At 67.1% G+C, this 18,521-nt stretch carries 9 protein-coding genes; 4 read left to right on the forward strand and 5 right to left on the reverse strand.

Features of this window, described 5'->3' with window-relative positions; genetic code table 11:
• Position 1 precedes the first annotated feature (1 nt).
• The 5 genes from ASC70_RS01700 to ASC70_RS01720 form a co-directional block, all read right to left on the reverse strand.
• A complete protein-coding gene (locus ASC70_RS01700; RefSeq protein WP_056045847.1) occupies positions 2-817 on the reverse strand; it encodes an ABC transporter permease in 816 nt (271 codons plus the stop codon).
• Positions 814-3,369, reverse strand: coding sequence for an ABC transporter substrate-binding protein (locus ASC70_RS01705; RefSeq protein ID WP_235519200.1), 2,556 nt, complete (start codon positions 3,367-3,369; stop codon positions 814-816). The genes ASC70_RS01700 and ASC70_RS01705 overlap by 4 nt, the downstream gene beginning before the upstream one ends.
• The gene (locus tag ASC70_RS01710; RefSeq protein ID WP_056045856.1) at positions 3,366-4,739 is read right to left on the reverse strand and encodes a tetratricopeptide repeat protein; all 1,374 of its coding nucleotides are present in this window, start codon (positions 4,737-4,739) and stop codon (positions 3,366-3,368) included. Before ASC70_RS01710 ends, ASC70_RS01705 begins: the two co-directional genes overlap by 4 nt.
• A gap of 55 nt (positions 4,740-4,794) precedes the next feature.
• Positions 4,795-5,760 (reverse strand): alpha/beta fold hydrolase, encoded by a 966-nt coding sequence (locus ASC70_RS01715; protein WP_082539679.1) that lies wholly within the window; start codon positions 5,758-5,760, stop codon positions 4,795-4,797.
• An 82-nt stretch (positions 5,761-5,842) separates the two neighbouring features.
• Positions 5,843-8,029, reverse strand: coding sequence for a TonB-dependent receptor (locus ASC70_RS01720; protein ID WP_056045859.1), 2,187 nt, complete (start codon positions 8,027-8,029; stop codon positions 5,843-5,845).
• A 419-nt stretch (positions 8,030-8,448) separates the two neighbouring features.
• Here ASC70_RS01720 and ASC70_RS01725 point away from each other — a divergent pair, with 419 nt between their 5' ends.
• From ASC70_RS01725 to ASC70_RS01740, 4 genes are all read left to right on the forward strand, one after another.
• The gene (locus tag ASC70_RS01725) at positions 8,449-10,719 is read left to right on the forward strand and encodes a hypothetical protein (protein ID WP_056045862.1); all 2,271 of its coding nucleotides are present in this window, start codon (positions 8,449-8,451) and stop codon (positions 10,717-10,719) included.
• A 328-nt stretch (positions 10,720-11,047) separates the two neighbouring features.
• Complete coding sequence (locus tag ASC70_RS01730; protein ID WP_162247170.1) at positions 11,048-13,753, forward strand: TonB-dependent receptor; 2,706 nt, start codon at positions 11,048-11,050, stop codon at positions 13,751-13,753.
• A gap of 83 nt (positions 13,754-13,836) precedes the next feature.
• Positions 13,837-15,159 (forward strand): oligogalacturonate lyase family protein, encoded by a 1,323-nt coding sequence (locus ASC70_RS01735; RefSeq protein WP_056045868.1) that lies wholly within the window; start codon positions 13,837-13,839, stop codon positions 15,157-15,159.
• Between the two features lie 13 nt (positions 15,160-15,172).
• Positions 15,173-18,520 (forward strand): DUF4450 domain-containing protein, encoded by a 3,348-nt coding sequence (locus tag ASC70_RS01740; RefSeq protein WP_056045872.1) that lies wholly within the window; start codon positions 15,173-15,175, stop codon positions 18,518-18,520.
• Position 18,521 lies beyond the last annotated feature (1 nt).

Below are 18,521 nucleotides of genomic sequence, written 5' to 3' on the forward strand. Positions count from 1 at the left end.
CTCAGCGTTCCCCGTCCAGGCGCGGGTCGAGCCGGTCGCGCAGACCATCGCCCAGCAGGTTCAAACCGAGGACCGTGATGACGATGACCAGGCCCGGGACGATCGCCTGCAGGGGCGAGAGGCTGATCAGGGTCTGGGCGTCGGCTAGCATCTTGCCCCAGCTGGCGGCCGGCGGCTGGACGCCCAGACCGACATAGGACAGGCCCGCTTCCGCGATGATCCCCAATGAAAACTGAAGGGTGGCCTGGACGATCAGAAGGCCGCGTAAGCCGGGAAGGATGTGTTCCCACGAGATCCGAGCTCGGCCCTTGCCGGCGGTGCGCGCGGCCAGCACGTAGTCGCGCGTCCAGAGGCTGAGCGCCACGCCGCGTGTCAGGCGGGCGAAGACCGGGATGTTGAAGACGCCTATGGCGATCACCGCGTTGATCGCGCCCGGACCCAGCACGGCGGTGAGCAGGATGGCCAGGATCAGCGACGGGAAGGCGAAGATCACGTCATTGGTCCGCATGACCAGCTCGTCGATCCAACCGCGACGGGCCGCGGCCAATAGGCCCAGAGGCACGCCGACTCCCGCACCCAGCAGCACCGCCACAAGCGAGACGGCCAGGGCGTTTCGCGCGCCCGCCAGGACCATCGACAGGACGTCGCGGCCGAAGTGGTCGGTTCCAAGCCAATGGGTGGCCGAAGGGCCTTGCAGGCGTCGAGCGATGTCGAAGGCCGCGACATCGTAGGGAGTCCAGACCAGTGACCCCAGAGCCGCCAGGACGAAGAGCGCGGTGATCGCGGCGCCGATGCGCAAGCTCGTGGAGCGGTTCATGATCGACCCCGCCCGCGCAGCCTGGGATCGACCAGTACATAGGCCACGTCGACTAGGAAGGTGGTGGCCACGACGGCGAAGATCAGCAGCATGACGACGCCCTGGACGACGATCAGATCGCGCTGGGTGATCGCCTGCAACACCAGCCGCCCCAGGCCTGGCAGGAAGAAGACGTTTTCGATGATCACGCTGCCGGCCAGCAAGAATGGCCACTGCAGCCCCAGGATGGTCAGAAGCGGGATCAGGGCGTTGGGCAAGCCGTGACGCCACAGGGCCTGGCTCGACGACAAGCCCTTCGCGCGGGCGGTGCGCATGTAGTCTTCGGCCAGGGTGTCGAGGAGCGCCGAGCGGGTGACGCGGGCGATGATCGCCGCCTGGGGAATGGCCAGCGCCAGGGAGGGCAGGGTCAGGGCCTTCAGCGCCGGCCATAGCCCCGCGTCCCAGCCCGGAAAGCCGCCGGCCGAGAACCAGCGCAGGCCCATTGAGAAGCCCATCACCAGCAGGACGCCGAACCAGAAGTTGGGAATGGCCACGCCGAGCTGGGTCAGGCCCATCATCGTCGTATCGGCCGCGCCGCCGCGCCTGGACGCCGCCAGCGCCCCGATCGGCGCGCCGATCAACACCGACAGCGCCATGGCCGCCATCGCCGGGGGCAGGGAGACGGCCAGGCGCTCGGCCACGAGACCGGCCACGGGCGTCTGATAGGTGTAGCTGACGCCCAGATCGCCGTGCAGCATTCCCAACAGCCAGGTCAGGTAGCGCTGCGGCGCCGGCCCCTCCAGTCCCATCTGGTGACGCAGGTTGGCCACGGCTTCGGGATTGGCGTTGAGGCCCAGCATGTAGGCGGCCGGATCACCGGGCACGATCTGGATGATGGCGAACACCACCAGGCTGGCGGCCAGCAGGGTCAGGCCCATGATCGCCGCCCGTCCGCCCAGATAGGCGGCGCCGAACCGGACCAGAAGGGCGATCAGACCCACCGCCACGGCCAGGCCGGCTAGGACGCCAAGGAATTCGCCAGCTCGGCTGGTCGTGGCGGCCGTCGTGTCGCGGGTCGCATCAGGACCGTCGAAATAGGCGGTGCGCAGATCGACGGTCAGGGTCGGCGAATTGACCCAGAAGTCCTTCAGCCGCGCATCGAACACACCCAAACGCGGAAACTGGAACAGGAAGCCGTTGACGGCGTCGTCGGCGATCTGGCGCTGAATCCGCTGCAGGACGACGGTGCGCTGGCCCTCGTCCGCCGTGGCCTTCAGCGTCGTCATCAGCGCGTGGAACTCGGCGCTGTGGTAGCCGAAATAGTAGTCGGGCCGGTCATAGATGTCGTAGTCCATGGGTTCGGCGTGGCTGACGACGGTCAGGTCGAAGGCATGGCGGCCGAACACCAGGTCCAGCCATTGAGCCCATTCCAAGTTCTCGATCCTGACCTTGATCCCCACCGCCGCCAGCTGCGAAGCGGCGATCTCGCCGCTGCGGCGCGCGTAGTTGGGTGGCGGCAGCTTCATGGTCAGGGAGAAGCCGTCCGGATAGCCGGCCTGGGCCAACAGCGCCTTGGCCTTGGCCACGTCGTGGGGATAGAGGCCGGTCAGATCGACGTAGGCGGCGTTCTGCGGCGGGAAATGGCTGCCGATCGGCGCGCCGTAGCCGTACATCGCACCGTCGATGATCGCCCGCCGGTCCAGGGCATGCTGGATGGCTTGGCGTACGCGCATGTCGGCCAGCGGACCGTTGCGGTTGTTGATCGCCAGGATCACCTCGCCCTCGCTGGAGGCCGAGATCACCTTCAGCGATGGATCGGCGCGCAGCTGGGTCAGGTTCTCGGGCGCGGGATAGTCGGGGAAGGCGTCGACGTCGTGGGTTCTGATCGCCGCGAAGGCGGCCGCGGGATCGGCGATGAACTTGAACACCACTTGGCGCAGCTTGGCCGGCTGACCCCAGTAGGCGTCGTTGCGCGTCAGGGTCACCGCGTCGCCGCGTCGCCAACTGGAGAACTTGAAAGGCCCGGTGCCGACGGGCGCGGTCGCCAAGGTCGCGGCCGATCTGGGCGAGACCATCACCGCGTCGCCCCAGGCCAGCACGTAGAGCAGGTTGCTGTCGGCCTGAGCCAGATGCAGTTTCACGGTCAGCGGATCGACGACCTCGACCTGGCGGATGACGCTCAGCGCCTGCTTCTGGACGTTGACCGATGTGGGCGCGATGGCGCGCTCCAAGCTGAACCCGACAATGCCGGCGTCGAAAGGCGTTCCGTCCTGGAAACGTACGCCCTCGCGCAGATGAAAGGTGTAGGTCAGGCCATCGGGCGCGACCTCCCAGTAGGTCGCCAGCAGAGGCTTGATCGCGCCGTCGCGGTCCAGGCGCACCAGGCCTTCGAAGATGTTGGCATAGACCACCTCGTCCGTGGCGACCGCCGCGCCCGAGGTCGGGTCGAGGTTCGGCGGCTCCAGTTGCTGGGCCAGGGTCAGGCTGTCCTTGGCCAGGACGGGGCTGGACGCGCCCAGCAGAACGAGCATGCAGGCCGCGAGGATCGCGCCCAGGACCTTTGGAAATCTCACGCCAGGGCCGCCAATCTGCGCTCGACCCGCGCCCTGGCCCTGGCCGCTTCGGCGGGCAGGCCCAGGCGGTCATAGACCTCGGCCAAGGCGCGGTTGAGCGGCACGCCGTCAGGATCGAAACCACGGCGCAGCTCCAGCGCCTGCTGGGCTTCCGAGAGCCGGCCGGCGTGTATGGTGGCGTCGAGGGCGATCTGCTCGAAGACGTCGCGCTGGGCGTGGCTGCCGCCGACCTCGATCATCCGCGGCAAGGCGGTGCGCAGGCCCTGGACGGCGGCCTCGAAGTCGCCGCGGGCATGGGCCACCAAGCCCTCGGCGGCGGGCAGCGCCGCGTCGCGCCAGGCCGCGCGGGTGAAATCGGGCGCATGGACCGCCCTACGGCGCACGGCCGCCAGCAGGCTGTCGGCCTCCGCGCGGCCGGCCTTCGCCAGGCCATAGAGGTATTGCAGCGTGAGGAACGGCTGGACGACGTCGTCGGCGCGGTTGACCAGGTGATCGGCGACGTCTTGCCAACGCGCGCCGACGTTCACGCCGGCCAGTTCCAGGCGAGCCAGCAACGAGACCGCTCCGACCTGGTCCTGGGAATAGTCCTTCTCCTGGGTCCAGCAGTGCTGGTCGTAGGCCTCGAGCGCCCGATCGAACCGTCCTTGGCTGAGATAAAACAGCGCCAGATGCCACCACAGATGGGTGTCCATGAACGAATTCAGGCCCGTCCAGGTGTCGCGCACGCTCTCCAGAAACAGCGCGCCTTCATCGATGCGCCCCTGGGTGAGCATGACGTGGGCGATGGCGTGCTGAGCCCAGGGCTCCTTGCGTTGCAGGCTCAGGGCGCGATGGGCGGCGGCCTCGGCCTCGACCAGCAGATGGCACTGCTCATAGGCGAAGGCCATCATGCCGTGCCAGTGCGCGACGTCGGCATTGGCGTCGGCGACGCTGGTGGCCGCGCGCAGCATGGCGGGAAAGTCGCCGCGATTGAAATCGTGATACTGGCGCAGCTTGAGGATCAGCAGGTCGCGCGGCCAGGCGGCCAGGATTGCGTCGGCGATGGTCAAGGCGTGGGGGATATCGTCCTCGAACCAGGCGAGCAGGAAATCGACCGTGGCCTGCTCACGAGGGTGGGCCGTGGCCCGGGCGGCATGCGCTCTAGCGACATAGGGCGCGGCGCGGCCGGGGCCTTCCGGCGATTCCAGCAACAGCCACAGCATGCCGGCATAGGCGTTGAGCAAGGCGCTGGCGGGATCGGCGTCGGCGGCCCCCAGCACGTTGGCGGCCCGGACCTCATAGGCGAGGAAACCGCCGACGAAATCGTTCACCGCCGCCAGCGAGGCTTCGGTGGAGACGGTGACGGGGTTGCCCAGGTAGTCGACGCGCATGCGGTTACTCTAGTCGGCGAATGCGGGCGCGCCAGCGGCGGCGCACCCTTGTTCGTCACGGGGCCGGATGCGCCGCGAGAAACGCCGCCACGTCGTCGGCCGAGCGTTGCGGAATCTCCACCTGCGGCAGGTGGCCGACCTTGGGATAGATGATCAGCTGGGCGCCCGGGATGGCTTCGGCGAACTTGCGGCCGGCCGACACCTCGATGATCGGATCGATCTCGCCGTGCAGGACCAGGGTCGGGACCGTGATCGTGGCGAGGAGCTCCTTGGTCGCCTGGCTGTGCTTGCCGGGCTGGATCGACATCAGGATGGCGCGATGGCCGGGGGCGCGTTGCAGTTCGGCCCAGCGGTCGATGAAGGCTTCGGTGATCACGGCCGGATCGCCGACCTCGCCGCGCAGGCCCGAACGGATCAGCGGCTTGTTGTCGATCGACCGCAGGAAGGCGCGACCCCACGAGTACTTGAGCAGCTTGAACGCCAGCGGCGGCTTCTTCAGGATTTCGGCGGGCCAGCCGGCGGCGTCGGCCAGCACCAGGGCGTTCAGGCGGTTTGGATAGCGCACGGCCGTCTGCCAGGCCACGCCGCCGCCCATGGAATTGCCGGCGATCGCGAACTTCGGCAGGGCCAGCTTGGCGGCCAGTGCGTCGATGAGGTCGGCGTAGCCATCGCTGGCGGCGACATAGCCGGCCGGGGCGCGGGTCAGGCCGTGGCCGGGCAGGTCGACGGTGATGATCCGGTAGCGGTCGCCCAGCCGAGCGACCCAGCCTTCCCAGGAAAAGTGGGAGTCGCCGAAGCCATGGACCAGCACCAGCACCGGCCCGTCGGCCTTGCCCTCGTCCTTGTAGTGCAGGCGCACGCCACTAGGCAGGTCGGCATAGTGCGAGGCCGCCGTGGCGTATTTCGCTTCGAGCGTCTCATAGGGGATGTCCGGCCCTCGCAGCAGCAGCCAGCCGACGAAGCCGGCTACGACGACCAGGGCCGCCAGGCCGCCCAGGATCAACAACAGGGTCTTGATCATCACGAAGGTCCTGAAATGGCGGGCTGGCACTTGAGCATCGACGCCTCGAGCGGCCAAGCAGCGTGTGCGGGCGAGGGAAGAGCTAGAACGCGTAGCTGGCGCGCACGCCATAGGTGGCCGGGCGTCCCGCCGCGCCGATCTTGGCCGAGGTCAGGAAGTAGTTGCGAGTGACGTCGTACTTCTCGTTGAAGACGTTGCGGCCCCACAGGCCCAGGCTCCAGGGGCCATCCTTGGGCTGAATCGTCAGATTGGCGTTGGCCAACCAGTAGGAGGCGACGGTGTATTCCGCGCCCAGGAACGACGGGGCCTCGTCGCGATAGGCGTAGTCGGTAGCCGCCTGGACGTCGAAGTCGCCGATGGCCCAGATGTAGCTGACCGCGCCGCCGTAGCTGATGCGCGGGAAGTCGAGCGCCACGCCCGATTTGTCGATGGTCTGGCCCGTCCACAGACCACTCACCGGGTCCTTGACCACCGAGCTGGCGTCAACGTCGTCGAAGGTCCTGTACGAGCCCTTCTTGTAGCTGGCCGTCTGGGTGATCTGCAGGCCGTGGAACGGGGTCCACTGCAGCTCCAGCTCGCCGCCGTAGATCTCGGACTTCGGCGCGTTGGTGATCCGGCCGATGGCCCCGTTCGTCGGGTTGATGACCACGCCCAGCACCTGCTGATCGCGGTAGTCGTAGTAGAACACCGAGCCGTTCAAGCGCAGATTCCGCGCCAGGTCGCCCTTGAAGCCGGCCTCATAGGCCCAGAGCACCTCGGGCTTGAAGGCGTTGATCTGGTCGGACTGGGGCGAGTTGTAGACGGTGAAGCCGCCCGATTTCACGCCGCGACTGACATTGGCGTAGAGCAGGACATTCTCGTCGGCCTGGAATTCGACGCCGGCCTTGCCCGACAGCTCGTTGAGCGAGGTGTGGCGGTCGCCGTTGTTGAACAGCGGCGCGCCGCCAATCTTGGTGGCGAAGTTTTCGAGATCGCGTTCCTCATGCTCGTAGCGCAGCCCCAGGATCGTCTTCAGGCGCGGCGTGAGTGCGTATTCAAGCTGGCCGAAGCCGCTGATCGACTCGACCTTCTGGCGGTACGAGGTGTTGGTGATGAAGCCCAGGCTCTGGGTGAAGTCGGTCAGGAAGGTCTCGTTCAGGGTCTGATGGCTGTAGTAGCCGCCGGCCAACCAGGTGAGCGGACCCGCGCTCTTGGACGCCAGCCGAACTTCCTGTGAATAGACGTCGACATCGCTGCCCCAGAAGGTGTCGGACTCCGACCTGGGTTTGGCGTCCCAGTCGTTCAGCTCGCGGCGCTTGAGGTTTTCATAGGCGCTGATGCTGGTCAGCTTGGCGAAGCCCAGGTCGATACTGGCGGTGATCGAGCCGCCGCCGGACTTGTTGTCCCGTTGCGGCTTGGCGCCCGGCGCCGCGCCGGCGAGGGCCGCGAAGGTCGAGGAGACGCCCCATCCGGTGGCGTTGTGGCGGGTGTCGCCGACCTGGCCGGGAACGTTGAGCAGGTAGAGGCCCTGGCCGTCCGACTTGTCCTGGCCGTAGTGGGCATTCAGCAGCACGTCGACCTTGTCGGTCGGCGACCAGTCCAACTGGCCGCGCACGGCGCTGCGATCGGCGTCGCCGAGCTTCTCGCCGGTCGCTCGGTTGCGCTGCCAGGCGCCGCCCTGTTCGGTCACGGCCGATAGGCGGCCCTTCAAGGTCTGACCGAGCGGGCCGGAGACGAAGCCCTCGACCTTGGCGCTGTCGAACCGGCCATACTCGGCGGTGACGCCGGCCGATAGCTGATCGGTGGGACGCCGGGTGATGAAGTTGATCGCGCCGCCGGTGGTGTTGCGGCCGTAGAGCGTGCCTTGCGGGCCGCGCAGCACTTCCACGCGATCGATGTCGTACAGCACGCCCTGGGTGGCGGCCGGGACCGGATAGGCGACCTCGTCGACATAGACGCCGACGGTGGGCGTGTTGTTGGTGGCGTAGTCGTCGAAGCCGACGCCGCGCAGGTGGAACTGCGGCTGGCCGCCGCCGAAGGCCGGAACGATCTCCAGGCTGGGCGTCTGGTACTGCAGCTGGTTGACGTTCGTCACGCCACGCGCCGCCAGCTGGTCCCCAGAGATCACCGACAAGGCGATGCCGACGTCCTGGGCCGACTGTTCGCGCCGCTGAGCGGTGACTACCACCTGCTCCAATTCGGTGTCGTTGGCGGCCTGGGCGTAGGCGCCGGTCACGAAGGCCGCGCCCAAGGCGCCCGCCGCGGTTCCGATAAGAAGACGCTTGATCACTGCACTATCCCCTGTGTCGGCGGGCGTGGTCTGACGCTACGGCGAAACGCCGGCTCCGATGTGAAAAGCCTATCTTTCAAGTAGGAATTGGAAACCGAGATTTTCTGTCGTTATCGCCAAGCTTCTCTATCGGCCTGGCCGTCGGCGGGCAGGGCGGCTCTGCGCCGTTTCCGGCTCGCCCTAGCTCAGACGCCCAGGCCGGCTATTGGCCGCTTTGCATCTCAGCCACTCTCTTCGCAACAATATGAGTGAGAGAGTCGCGCTTGCAGATAATTCCATAATATGAGATATCGTTCTATAAAGTGACACAAAAATCTTGAGCAAGCATGGCCTGCCAAGCGGCAACGTGCGGCCCAGGCATGTCACCGGGCCGGCCTGCCGTTGGCCTGGCGCTTGCTCGACAAACATGGGGAGTGGCCATGAAACGCGTTCTCGTCGCCGGCCTGGCGTTGGCCTGTCTGGCTGCTCCGGCATTGGCTGGATCCATCGACCGCCATGCGCTGGTCAGCCGCCACGATGTGAAGCTCACCAAAGTCGACCCGTCCGCGCCCTTGATGGTCGGCAATGGTCAGATCGGCTTCACCGCCGACATCACCGGCCTACAGACCTTCCCGGAGGCCTATTCCAACATCGCGCCGCTGCTGACCGAGGCCCAATGGGCCTGGCACGCCTTTCCGAACCCGAACAACTACACCTATGCCGATGGCACGACGTCGATCGACGTGCGCGGAACCAAGCAGCCCTACGCCTATATGAAGGACTGGAACGAGGCCGAGGCCCGTCCGGCCCTGGCCTATCTGCGCGAGAACCCGCACCGCTTCTCGCTGGGCCGGGTGGCCTTAGATCTGCGCGACAAGGCTGGCAAGGCCGCCAAGTTCGAGGACCTGACCCGGACCGAGCAGACCCTGGACCTGTGGAGCGGCGTGCTGACCAGCCGCTTCAGCTATGACGGCGAGGCCGTGACCGTCCGCACGCGGGTCCATCCGACCCTGGACATGATCGTGGTCGACGTGGACTCGGCCCTGGTCGCGCAGGGACGACTGAAGCTGTCGGTGAAGTTCCCGGGCGTCTCCAGGACCCTGAACCCGGATCCGTCCGACTGGACCCATCCGGAGCTGCACACGACCAAGGTGACGGGGGAGGGCGCCTCGCGCCTCGATGTCACACGCCAGCTGGACAAGACCCGCTATTTCGCCGCCCTGCAGGCCGACCGCGCGGCGGAGTTCACGGCCGCCGGACCGCACGCCTTCACGGTCGCACCCAAGGCCAAGAGCCGGACGCTGGGCTTGGAGGTCGCCTTCTCGCGCCAAGCCGTGCCGAAACTGCCCACCGTGACGGCGGCCGACCTGGCCGCGCGGGCGCACTGGAAAAACTACTGGACGCGGGGCGCGGCGGTCGACTTCTCGGGCAGCACCGACCCGCGGGCCGCGGAGCTGGAGCGCCGCGTGGTGCTGTCGCAGTACCTGATGGCCCTGAATGGCGCTGGCGAGGTCCCACCGCAGGAGGAGGGACTGTTCTCCAACAGCTGGAACGGCAAGTTCCACCTCGAAATGCACGCCTGGCACGCGGGACACTTCGCGCTCTGGAACCGGCCCGAGCTCTTGGAACGGAGCCTGCCCTGGTATCTGGGGCATCTGAAGGACGCCCAGGCGCGCGCCGCCAGCCATGGTCTGAAGGGCGCGTGGTGGCCGAAGATGACCGGCCCGGACGGCGTCGACAGCCCCAGCAAGGTTTCGCCGTTCATCATGTGGCAGCAGCCGCACCCGATCTGGATGTCGGAGCTGGTCTGGCGCGACCGGCCGACCCCGGCGACCTTGGCGAAGTACGGCGCGCTGGTTTCAGAGACGGCGGATCTGCTGGCCTCCTTCCCGCACAAGGACGCGGCCGGACGCTACGTCCTGGGTCCGCCGATCATCCCGGTGCAGGAGAACTACGATCCCCTGACCACCTCGAACCCGACGTTCGAGCTGGAATATTATCGCTGGGGCCTGGAGACGGCGCAGCGGTGGCGCGAACGCCAGGGCTTGAAGCGCAAGCCGGAGTGGGACGCGGTCATCAAGGGACTGCCCGCGCCGGCCACGAAGGACGGCCTGTACCTGCCGACCGAGACGGCGCCCGACTTCTGGGACGTGGCCAAGAGCAAGGCCTGTTCGCGCCACGCCATCGACCCGAAGTGCATGAACCGGGACCACCCCTCGTTCCTGATGGCCTATGGCCTGATCGCGGGGAGGAGCATCGATCGCGAGACCATGCGGCGCACGCTGCGGGCGGTCGAGAGCGACTGGGACCTGCGCCAGACCTGGGGCTGGGACTATCCGATGGTGGCCATGACCGCCGCCCGCCTGGGCGAACCGGACAAGGCCGTCGATTGGCTGTTCTACGAAGCCAAGAACAACAAGTTCGGCGTCTCGGGCATGACGCCGCGCGTGCACCTAGACGAACACGCCGAGGCCTTCGTGCCGAAGACCGTGGTGTCGGGCGGCCAGATCGTGCCGGCCGGCGAGCCGGTGGGGCCGGACGGCCAGGGCTATCGTCGCGCCGCCGAGACCTACTTCCCGTCGAACGGGTCGCTGCTGGCGGCCGTGGCGATGATGGCCGGCGGCTGGGACGGCTCGAAGGGGCCGGCGCCCGGCTTCCCGAAGGACGGCAAGTGGACGGTCCGCGCCGAGGGGTTCAAGCCGCTCCCCTAAGGTCTTGGATTCGGCGGGCGTGTGGCCGACGGCCGCGCGCCACGCTGCGGAGCGAGCTCGATAAGGCGGATCGCCGCCACCGCGTCGTCGCTCGACATGCGCTTTCGCACGTTTTGTGGATTTGAAAGAAATTCTATAAAAACAATAGGATATAGGCCGGCGGCAATGCGATTTCGGTGCGCCCTGCCGCTCGCGCCGCGTCATGACGCCAATAAGGCGGTTGCGAACTATACCGGTTTACTGCACTATATGGGCAGTAATCTCACATTGTGGAAACGATGTGACTGTCAATGATACCGGTGTCAAACCGGTGTTGGGGAGAAACGAAATGGCTTCGCGCACCTTGCGTCAACAGCTTATGGCGAGCGCTCTGCTCGGCGGCGCCTTCGCCGTGTCGATGCTTGCCGGCGCCGCGTCGGCCCAGACCGTCGCGCCGACGCAGACCGCCGACGAGGCTTCGGCCGTCGAACAGATCGTCGTCACCGGCTATCGCTCCAGCCTGAGCAAGGCGCTGGGCGCCAAGCGGACCAGCATCGGCGCCATCGACGCCATCTTGGCCGAGGACATCGCCGCCTTCCCCGACCAGAACCTGGCCGAAGCCATTCAGCGCCTCCCGGGCGTGACCATCGACCGCGTGGGCGGCGAAGGTCGCCAGATCTCGGTGCGCGGCCTCAACGCCGACTTCACCCGCGTGCGCATCAACGGCGTGGAGGCCATCGCCACGGGCGGCGGCAACCGCAGCCGCGGCTTCGACTTCAACGTCTTCGCCTCCGAGCTCTTCAACAGCATCACGGTGCGCAAGACCCAGTCGGCCGACGTCGCCGAAGGCTCGCTGGGCGCCACGGTCGACCTGCAGAGCGGCCGTCCGTTCGACTACACGGGCTTCAAGGCCGCCGCCTCGGCCGAGGGCAGCCTCAACAGCATCACTGACCGCATCCTGCCGCGCGCGGCGGGCCTGCTGAGCTGGTCCAACCCGGACAAGACTTTCGGCGTGCTGGCCTCCGTGGCCTATTCGAAGCGTCAGCCGGTGGCCGAAGGCTTCAACACCACCCGCTGGCAGGGCGCCGACGCCAGCGACAACTTCGCCAGCTGCAGCAAGTGCGCGACGCCGGAAGAGCTGGCCAAGGTGCAGAACGCCTTCTATCCGCGCATCCCGCGCTACACCGCCTCCAAGATCGATTCCGAGCGCCTGGGCATCACCTTCTCGACCCAGTGGCGCCCGAATTCGAAGTCGGAACTGTCGCTGGACGTTCTTTATTCGGACCTCAACCAGTTCACCGAGAGCCCGAACCTCGAAGCCATCTCGTTCAGCCGCTCGAACGCGGCGGGCGTCGGTTCGACGATCGTTCGCGACTACGCCCTGAACGACCGCAACACCTTCACCTACGGCGTGTTCGACAAGGTCGACGTCCGCTCGGAGAACGGCACGCAGCGCGACCACACGACCTTCACCCAGGTGACCCTGGCCGGGAAGTACGAGTTCACCGACCGGCTGCGCGGCCAGGCCCGCATCGGGGTGGCCAATTCCGACTACCGCATGCCCGAGCAGATTTCGTTCCAGCTCGATCGCAACGACGTGAATGGCTACACCTACGACGGACGCCAGAACGACCGCACGCCGATCATCACCTATGGCTTCGACGTCGCCAACCCGAGCCTCTACACCCTGACCGAGATGCGCTCGGCGGTGCAGACCTCGCTGAACATCACCCGCACGGCCAGTGGCAACCTCGAGTTCGACGTCGACGAGCACCTGAAGCTGCGCGGTGGCGTCGACGCCCAGCAATACGTGGTCAAGTATCGCGGCGCGAGCCGCAACCAAGTCCTGACCGGCGCGAACCAGATCGTCGGCGTGGGCGCCTTCTCGAAGGTGGTCTCGTTCGGCCGCGACTTCCCATTCCCGGGCGGCGACCGCAAGTATGTGGTGGCCGACATTGACAAGGCCCTGGCCTACACCAAGCTGCTGAACTTCCCGCTGCTCGTCCAGCAGGGCGACACCCGCGACGTGGAAGAAGAAGACCTGTCGGGCTTCGGCCAGGCGGTCGTGGACGCCACCGTGTTTAGCGGCATGCCGCTGCGCTCCGACTTCGGGTTCCGCATCGCCCACACCAAGGTCACCTCGCAGGGCTTCATCGGCAGCGGCGTCTATTTGACCGCCAAGAACGACTACACCGACGTTCTGCCGTCGATGAACATCACGCTGGAGCCGCGCGACAACTTCATCCTGCGCGGCGGCGTCGCCAAGGTCATGGCCCGTCCCACCCTGGGCAGCCTAACGCCCGGCGGTTCGGTCGGCGCCACGACCCGGACGGTCAATTTCGGCAATCCGGATCTCGAGCCGTTCCGCGCCACCAACTTCGACCTGGCGGCCGAATGGTACTTCGCCCCGGAGTCCCTGCTGGGCGTGGCGGTCTTCTACAAGAAGATCGACAGCTTCATCGCCAGCCAGACCACGCGGGCCGTCTATAGCTCGCTGGGCCTGCCGGCTAGCCTGCTCAGCACCAGCGCCGGCGTCTCGGTCAACGACATCTTCGACGTCACCAACCCCTACAATGGCGAAGGCGGCTGGCTGAAGGGCGTCGAGTTCCAGTATCAGCAGCCGTTCAACTTCTTGCCTGACTACCTGCGCGGCTTCGGCTTCATCGGCAACTTCACCTATGTCGACTCCGAGGTGAATTACGGCACCAAGGCCGCGCCGAAGCTGAACAAGCTGACCGGCCAGTCGAAGACGACGGCTAACGCCACGCTTTATTTCGAGCGCGGCAAGTTCAGCGCTCGCACGTCGCTGGCCCGTCGCTCGGGCTTCCTGACGGCCTTCCCCGGCTCGAACGGCAACAGCGAGCACGGCACGCACGGCAGCACCTATTACGACTTCTCGTCGAGCTACAAGGTGCGGGACAATCTCGTCGTCACCCTGGAAGGCATCAACCTGGGCGACAAGTTCACCGACGCCTATGTCGATACCGCCGACCGCGTCAGCGACTATCGCCACACCGGTCGCGAGATCCTGCTGGGCGTTCGCTGGACGTACTGACCACTTTAAGATCGGCTCCTCCCCTGGGGCCTGGCGCCGGTCCTTCCCCGCGCCAGGCCCACATTTTTTCGGAGAGTACAGACGTGATCGCTCGCAGAACCGTCCTTGGCCTGACCGCCGCCGCCCTGGCGACGCCGGCCTTCGCCCGGCAGGGCGTTCCGGTCACGCCGCCGAAGGACTGGATCGACCCGAAGACCGGTCACCGGATCGTGCGCCTCTCCGAAGAGGGGGGCAGCAAGAACCTCTATTTCCACCAGCATGGCTACACGCCGCAGGGCGACAAGCTGGCGATCACCACGCCCTCGGGCATCGCCCTGGTCGACCTGAAGACCTTCAAGCTAAGCCCGGTCCCGAACACCAAGGGCGCGGACCTGCTGTTCTTTCCGCGCGGTTCGCGCCGGCTATACTATTCGTTGACCGCGCCGGGCGAGGGCCTGCCGGCCGACCGTCCCAAGACGATCTACGCGCTCGATATCGACAGCGGTAAAACCAAAGTCGTGGGCCAACTGGCCCAGGGCCAGATCGCCTCGGTCAGCGCCGACGAATCCCTGCTGCTGGGCGTCGTAACCTATGGCGGCAAGCCGTTGCAGCCCAATACCGCAGATGATCGCAAGCGCTTCGGCCAGGCCGAGTACGCCGCCAACGGACCGGACGGCAAGCCGCTGTCCTTCGCCAAGGCCAAGGGCGTGCGGATGACCGAGCGCTTCGAGACGCCGACACCGATGGAGATCTTCACGCTCGACCTGAAGACCGGCGAGCGCAAGGTCGTCCACGCCTCGGACAAGTGGCTGGGCCACGCGCAGTTCTCGCCCACCGACCCGACCTTGGTGATGTTCTGCCATGAAGGGCCCTGGCATCGGGTCGACCGCATCTGGACGATCCGCACCGACGGCTCGGGCCTGACCAAGATCCACACCCGGACCATGAACTTCGAGATCGCCGGCCACGAGTTCTTCTCGGCCGACGGCAAGTGGATCTGGTACGATCTGCAGACCCCGCGCGGCCAGGTGTTCTGGATCGCCGGCCACGAGCTGGCCACGGGCAGGAAGCTCTATCGCCGCGTCGAGCAGAACGAATGGTCGGTGCATTATAATGTGGCCGCCGACGGCAAGCTGTTCGCCGGCGACGGCGGCGACGCCGACATGGTCGCCCATGCGCCGGACGGAAAGTGGCTGTATGTTTTCCGCCCGGAAACCATCCGTGACGCGGCCACCCAGTTCTACACCGACGACCTGATCACCGTGGACAAGATGGCCAGCGAGCGGCTGGTCGACATGTCGGCCCACGACTATCGTCTCGAGCCTAATCTGAGCTTCACGCCCGACCAGAAGTGGATCGTCTTCACGTCCAATATGCACGGCCAAAACCACGTGTACGCCGTGGAGGTCGACAAGCGCGGCGCTTGATCGGGAGACGGTGATGAAGCGATCGCGCCGACACGCGGGCCTTGCTCTGGCGCTGCTCGCGGGTCTCTCGCCCGGCCTGGCGTGGACCCAGACCGCGCCATCGGCGGTCGGTGGGTCAAGACCCAATCTCGTGGGCAATATCGATCGGCCGATCCGCTATCGGCCCGACGCCGGCGACTTCGTCATCGAGAACGGCGGCGAGACCTTCAACCGGCCGCTGTACGGCGGCGACACCGCCTTTCGCGTCGACGGCGGCGACAAGCCTGAATTCGTTCTCTACCTGCCCGGGCGCGGCGGCAATCTGCGGCTCGGCGTCGCCGGTCCGAACGGCGCGCGCTGGCTGCACGAGGCCAAGCGGATCGTCACGCGCTACCGGCCCGGCGAGCTGATCTACGAGATCGGCGATCCGCTGCTGGGGCAGGGGACGCTGCGTATTGAGGTCCTGGCCTACGCGGTCACCGAAGGGCTGTCCCTGCGGATCGAGGGCGTCGACCTGCCGCCGGATCTTGAGCTGGTCTGGGCGTTCGGCGGCATCACCGGCCAGCGCGGCGTCCGCGACGGCGATATCGGCACCGAGAAGGTTCCGATCTCCGAGTGGTTCCAGTTCAAGCCGGCCTTCGCCGCGAGTAACCGTGTCGCGCTGAGCGATGACGGCTTCCAGGTGAGCGCGCCTCAGGCGGTGATCGTCGGCTCGACCAGCGGTTCGGCGCGCTTCTCGCGCGGCGAGGCGGGCGCGTGGAACGACATCAACCGGCTCCTGGCGAGCCAAGGCGCGGAGCAGGGCAGCGTCGCCGTCGGCCGCGCGGCCCTGTTGTCGAACATGCCTCTGATCGTGGCCCTGCAACGGGTGGATCCCAACGTCGCCGACGACCTGGCCGACTACAAGGCGGTCCGCGCCGGCAAGCCCGACGCGCCGCCCGCGCCCGCGCGACGGCCAGCCGCCTTCGCTCGGGCTGAACTCGATGCGCGGTTCGACGAGGCGCGACGCCATTTCCAGGCCCTGCGCGACCAGGTGCGGATCGAGACGCCCGACCCCTATGTCAACGCCGCCATGCAGGCGCTGAACGTCGGGGCCGAAGCCACTTGGGATGGACCTCAGCAGGCGGTCATGCACGGCGCGGTCGCCTGGCGAACCAAGCTCTTGGGCTGGCGGGGGCCGTACTGGCTGGACGCCTTGGGCCGCTCCGACCGCGCCGACCAGCATTTCCGCGCCTGGGCCAAGGGCCAGAACGTCTCACCCATTCCCGCGACGATCCCGCCCGCCGACGAGGACGCCAACCTGGCGCGGGCCGAGAAGGCGCTGCACTCGAACGGCGACCTGTCGAACTCGCACTACGACATGAACACCGTCTATATCGACGCGCTGTTCCGGCACCTGGCGTGGACTGGCGACCGCGCGCTGGCGCGCGAGCTCTGGCCGACCATCACCCGTCACCTCGCCTGGGAACGCCGCCTGTTTCGCCGCGAGTACGGGCCGCGCCGGCTGCCGCTCTACGAAGCCTACGCCGCGATCTGGGCCAGCGACGATCTTTCCTACGACGGTGGCGGCGCGACCCACGCCTCGGCCTACCAAGCCTATCACAACCGCATGGCCGCCAAGCTCGCCCGCCTGATCGGCGAGGATCCGACGCCCTACGATCGCGAAGCCGACGCGATCCTGCAGGCGATGCGGACCCTGCTCTGGATGCCGGGCGAAGGCGCCTTTGGCGAATATCGCGACCTGCTGGGCGAGCAGCGCCTGCATACGGCCTTTGGCCTGTGGACCTACTATCACGCTGTCGATTCCGAGGTCGCTTCGCCCACGGACGCTTGGCGGATGTCGGACGCCCTGAAGCGCCTGCCGCGCATCCCCATCAAGGGACCTGGCGTGCCGAGCGACGCAAGCTACGGGCTCTACGCCACCACCGACTGGCTGCCCTATGCGTGGTCGATCAACAACGTCGCCACCCAGGAGAACCTCCACGCCGCCTTGGCGCTGTGGGAGGCGGGGCGGAACGACGAGGCCTTCGTGCTGGCCAAGAGCGGGTTTCTGGCCAGCATGTTCATGGGTGTCTCACCCGGCAATATGGGCACCTTGGCCTGGCCGGACGTCTATCGCCGGGAATCGCAGCGCGACTTCGCCGATAGCGCCGGCGTGACCGCTCGGACCATGGTCGAAGGCCTGTTCGGGCTGCGGCCGGACGCACTGGCCGGCGTCATGGCGGTCCGTCCGGGTTTTCCAGCGAGTTGGGACCACGCCGCGATCACCCACCCGGTCTTCAGCTATAGCTTCCGCCGTTCTGGCGACGAGGACCGTTGGATCCTGACGCCGGGCGACCGCCGCTTCAAGACCGTGGTCCTGCGCCTGCCGGCGCCGCGCGAGGCGGTGGCGAGCGTCGAGATCAACGGCGCCAAGGCGGCCTGGCGGTCCGCGCCCGACGCCATCGGCGGTCCGGCCATCGAGATCACCGTCCCTGGCGACAAGGCCGAGGTCGTCGTGCGTTGGCGCGGCGAAGCGGTTTTGCCGCTCAAGGCGCCCGCGCCCGCCACGTCCTTCGCGCGGGTCTCACGTAATGGGCTGACTTGGCTGGCCCCACTCGCCAGACCGACGCCACAGTCGAGGGCGCTTTCCGCGCCGGTCCCGGCGATCGCGCGTGGGCGGATGGATTCCGTGACCTTGGCCTTCAACGACAAGGTCACGGCGATCTTCGCCAAGGGAAAGTATCGCTCGCCCCGGCCGAGGGGGCCGTCGCTCGGACTTCCGGCCCAGGGACTGGGCGGTTGGGCCGGCAACGTCAATCAGATGGCCAAGATCGACGACAGCGGCCTGCGCCGGATCGCGGCCGCGCAGGGCGGTCGCTTGACGACCCCCGAGGGCGTGGTCTTCAGCACCCCCGGTGAGTCAGACGTTCCGAACATCGTCTTCACGTCGCTTTGGGACAATTACCCGAAACAGGCCGTCGTGCCGCTGACCGGCAAGGCCGACCGTGTGCACCTACTGATGGCCGGCTCGACCAACCCGATGCAGAGCCGCTTCGATAACGGCGAGGTGGTCGTGACCTATCAGGATGGCTCTATGGCCCGCCTATCATTGCGCAATCCCGACACCTGGTGGCCGATCGAGACGGACTACTTCCTCGACGACTATCAGTTCCGGGTCGATACGCCACCGCCCACGCGGGTGGATTTGGCGACCGGCGAGGTTCGAGTGCTGGACCGCGAAGGCTTCAAGGGCCAGGGCCGCGAGGTTCCGGGCGGCGCGGCGACGGTGCTGTCGCTGGCGCTGGATCCCAGCAAATCTCTGCGCTCGCTGACGGTGCGAACCTCGGCCAACGAGGTGGTGATCGGCCTGATGGCCGTGACCCTCGAGCGGCCCCGCTAGG

The organism is Caulobacter sp. Root343, assembly GCF_001425745.1.
Lineage (GTDB): Bacteria > Pseudomonadota > Alphaproteobacteria > Caulobacterales > Caulobacteraceae > Caulobacter.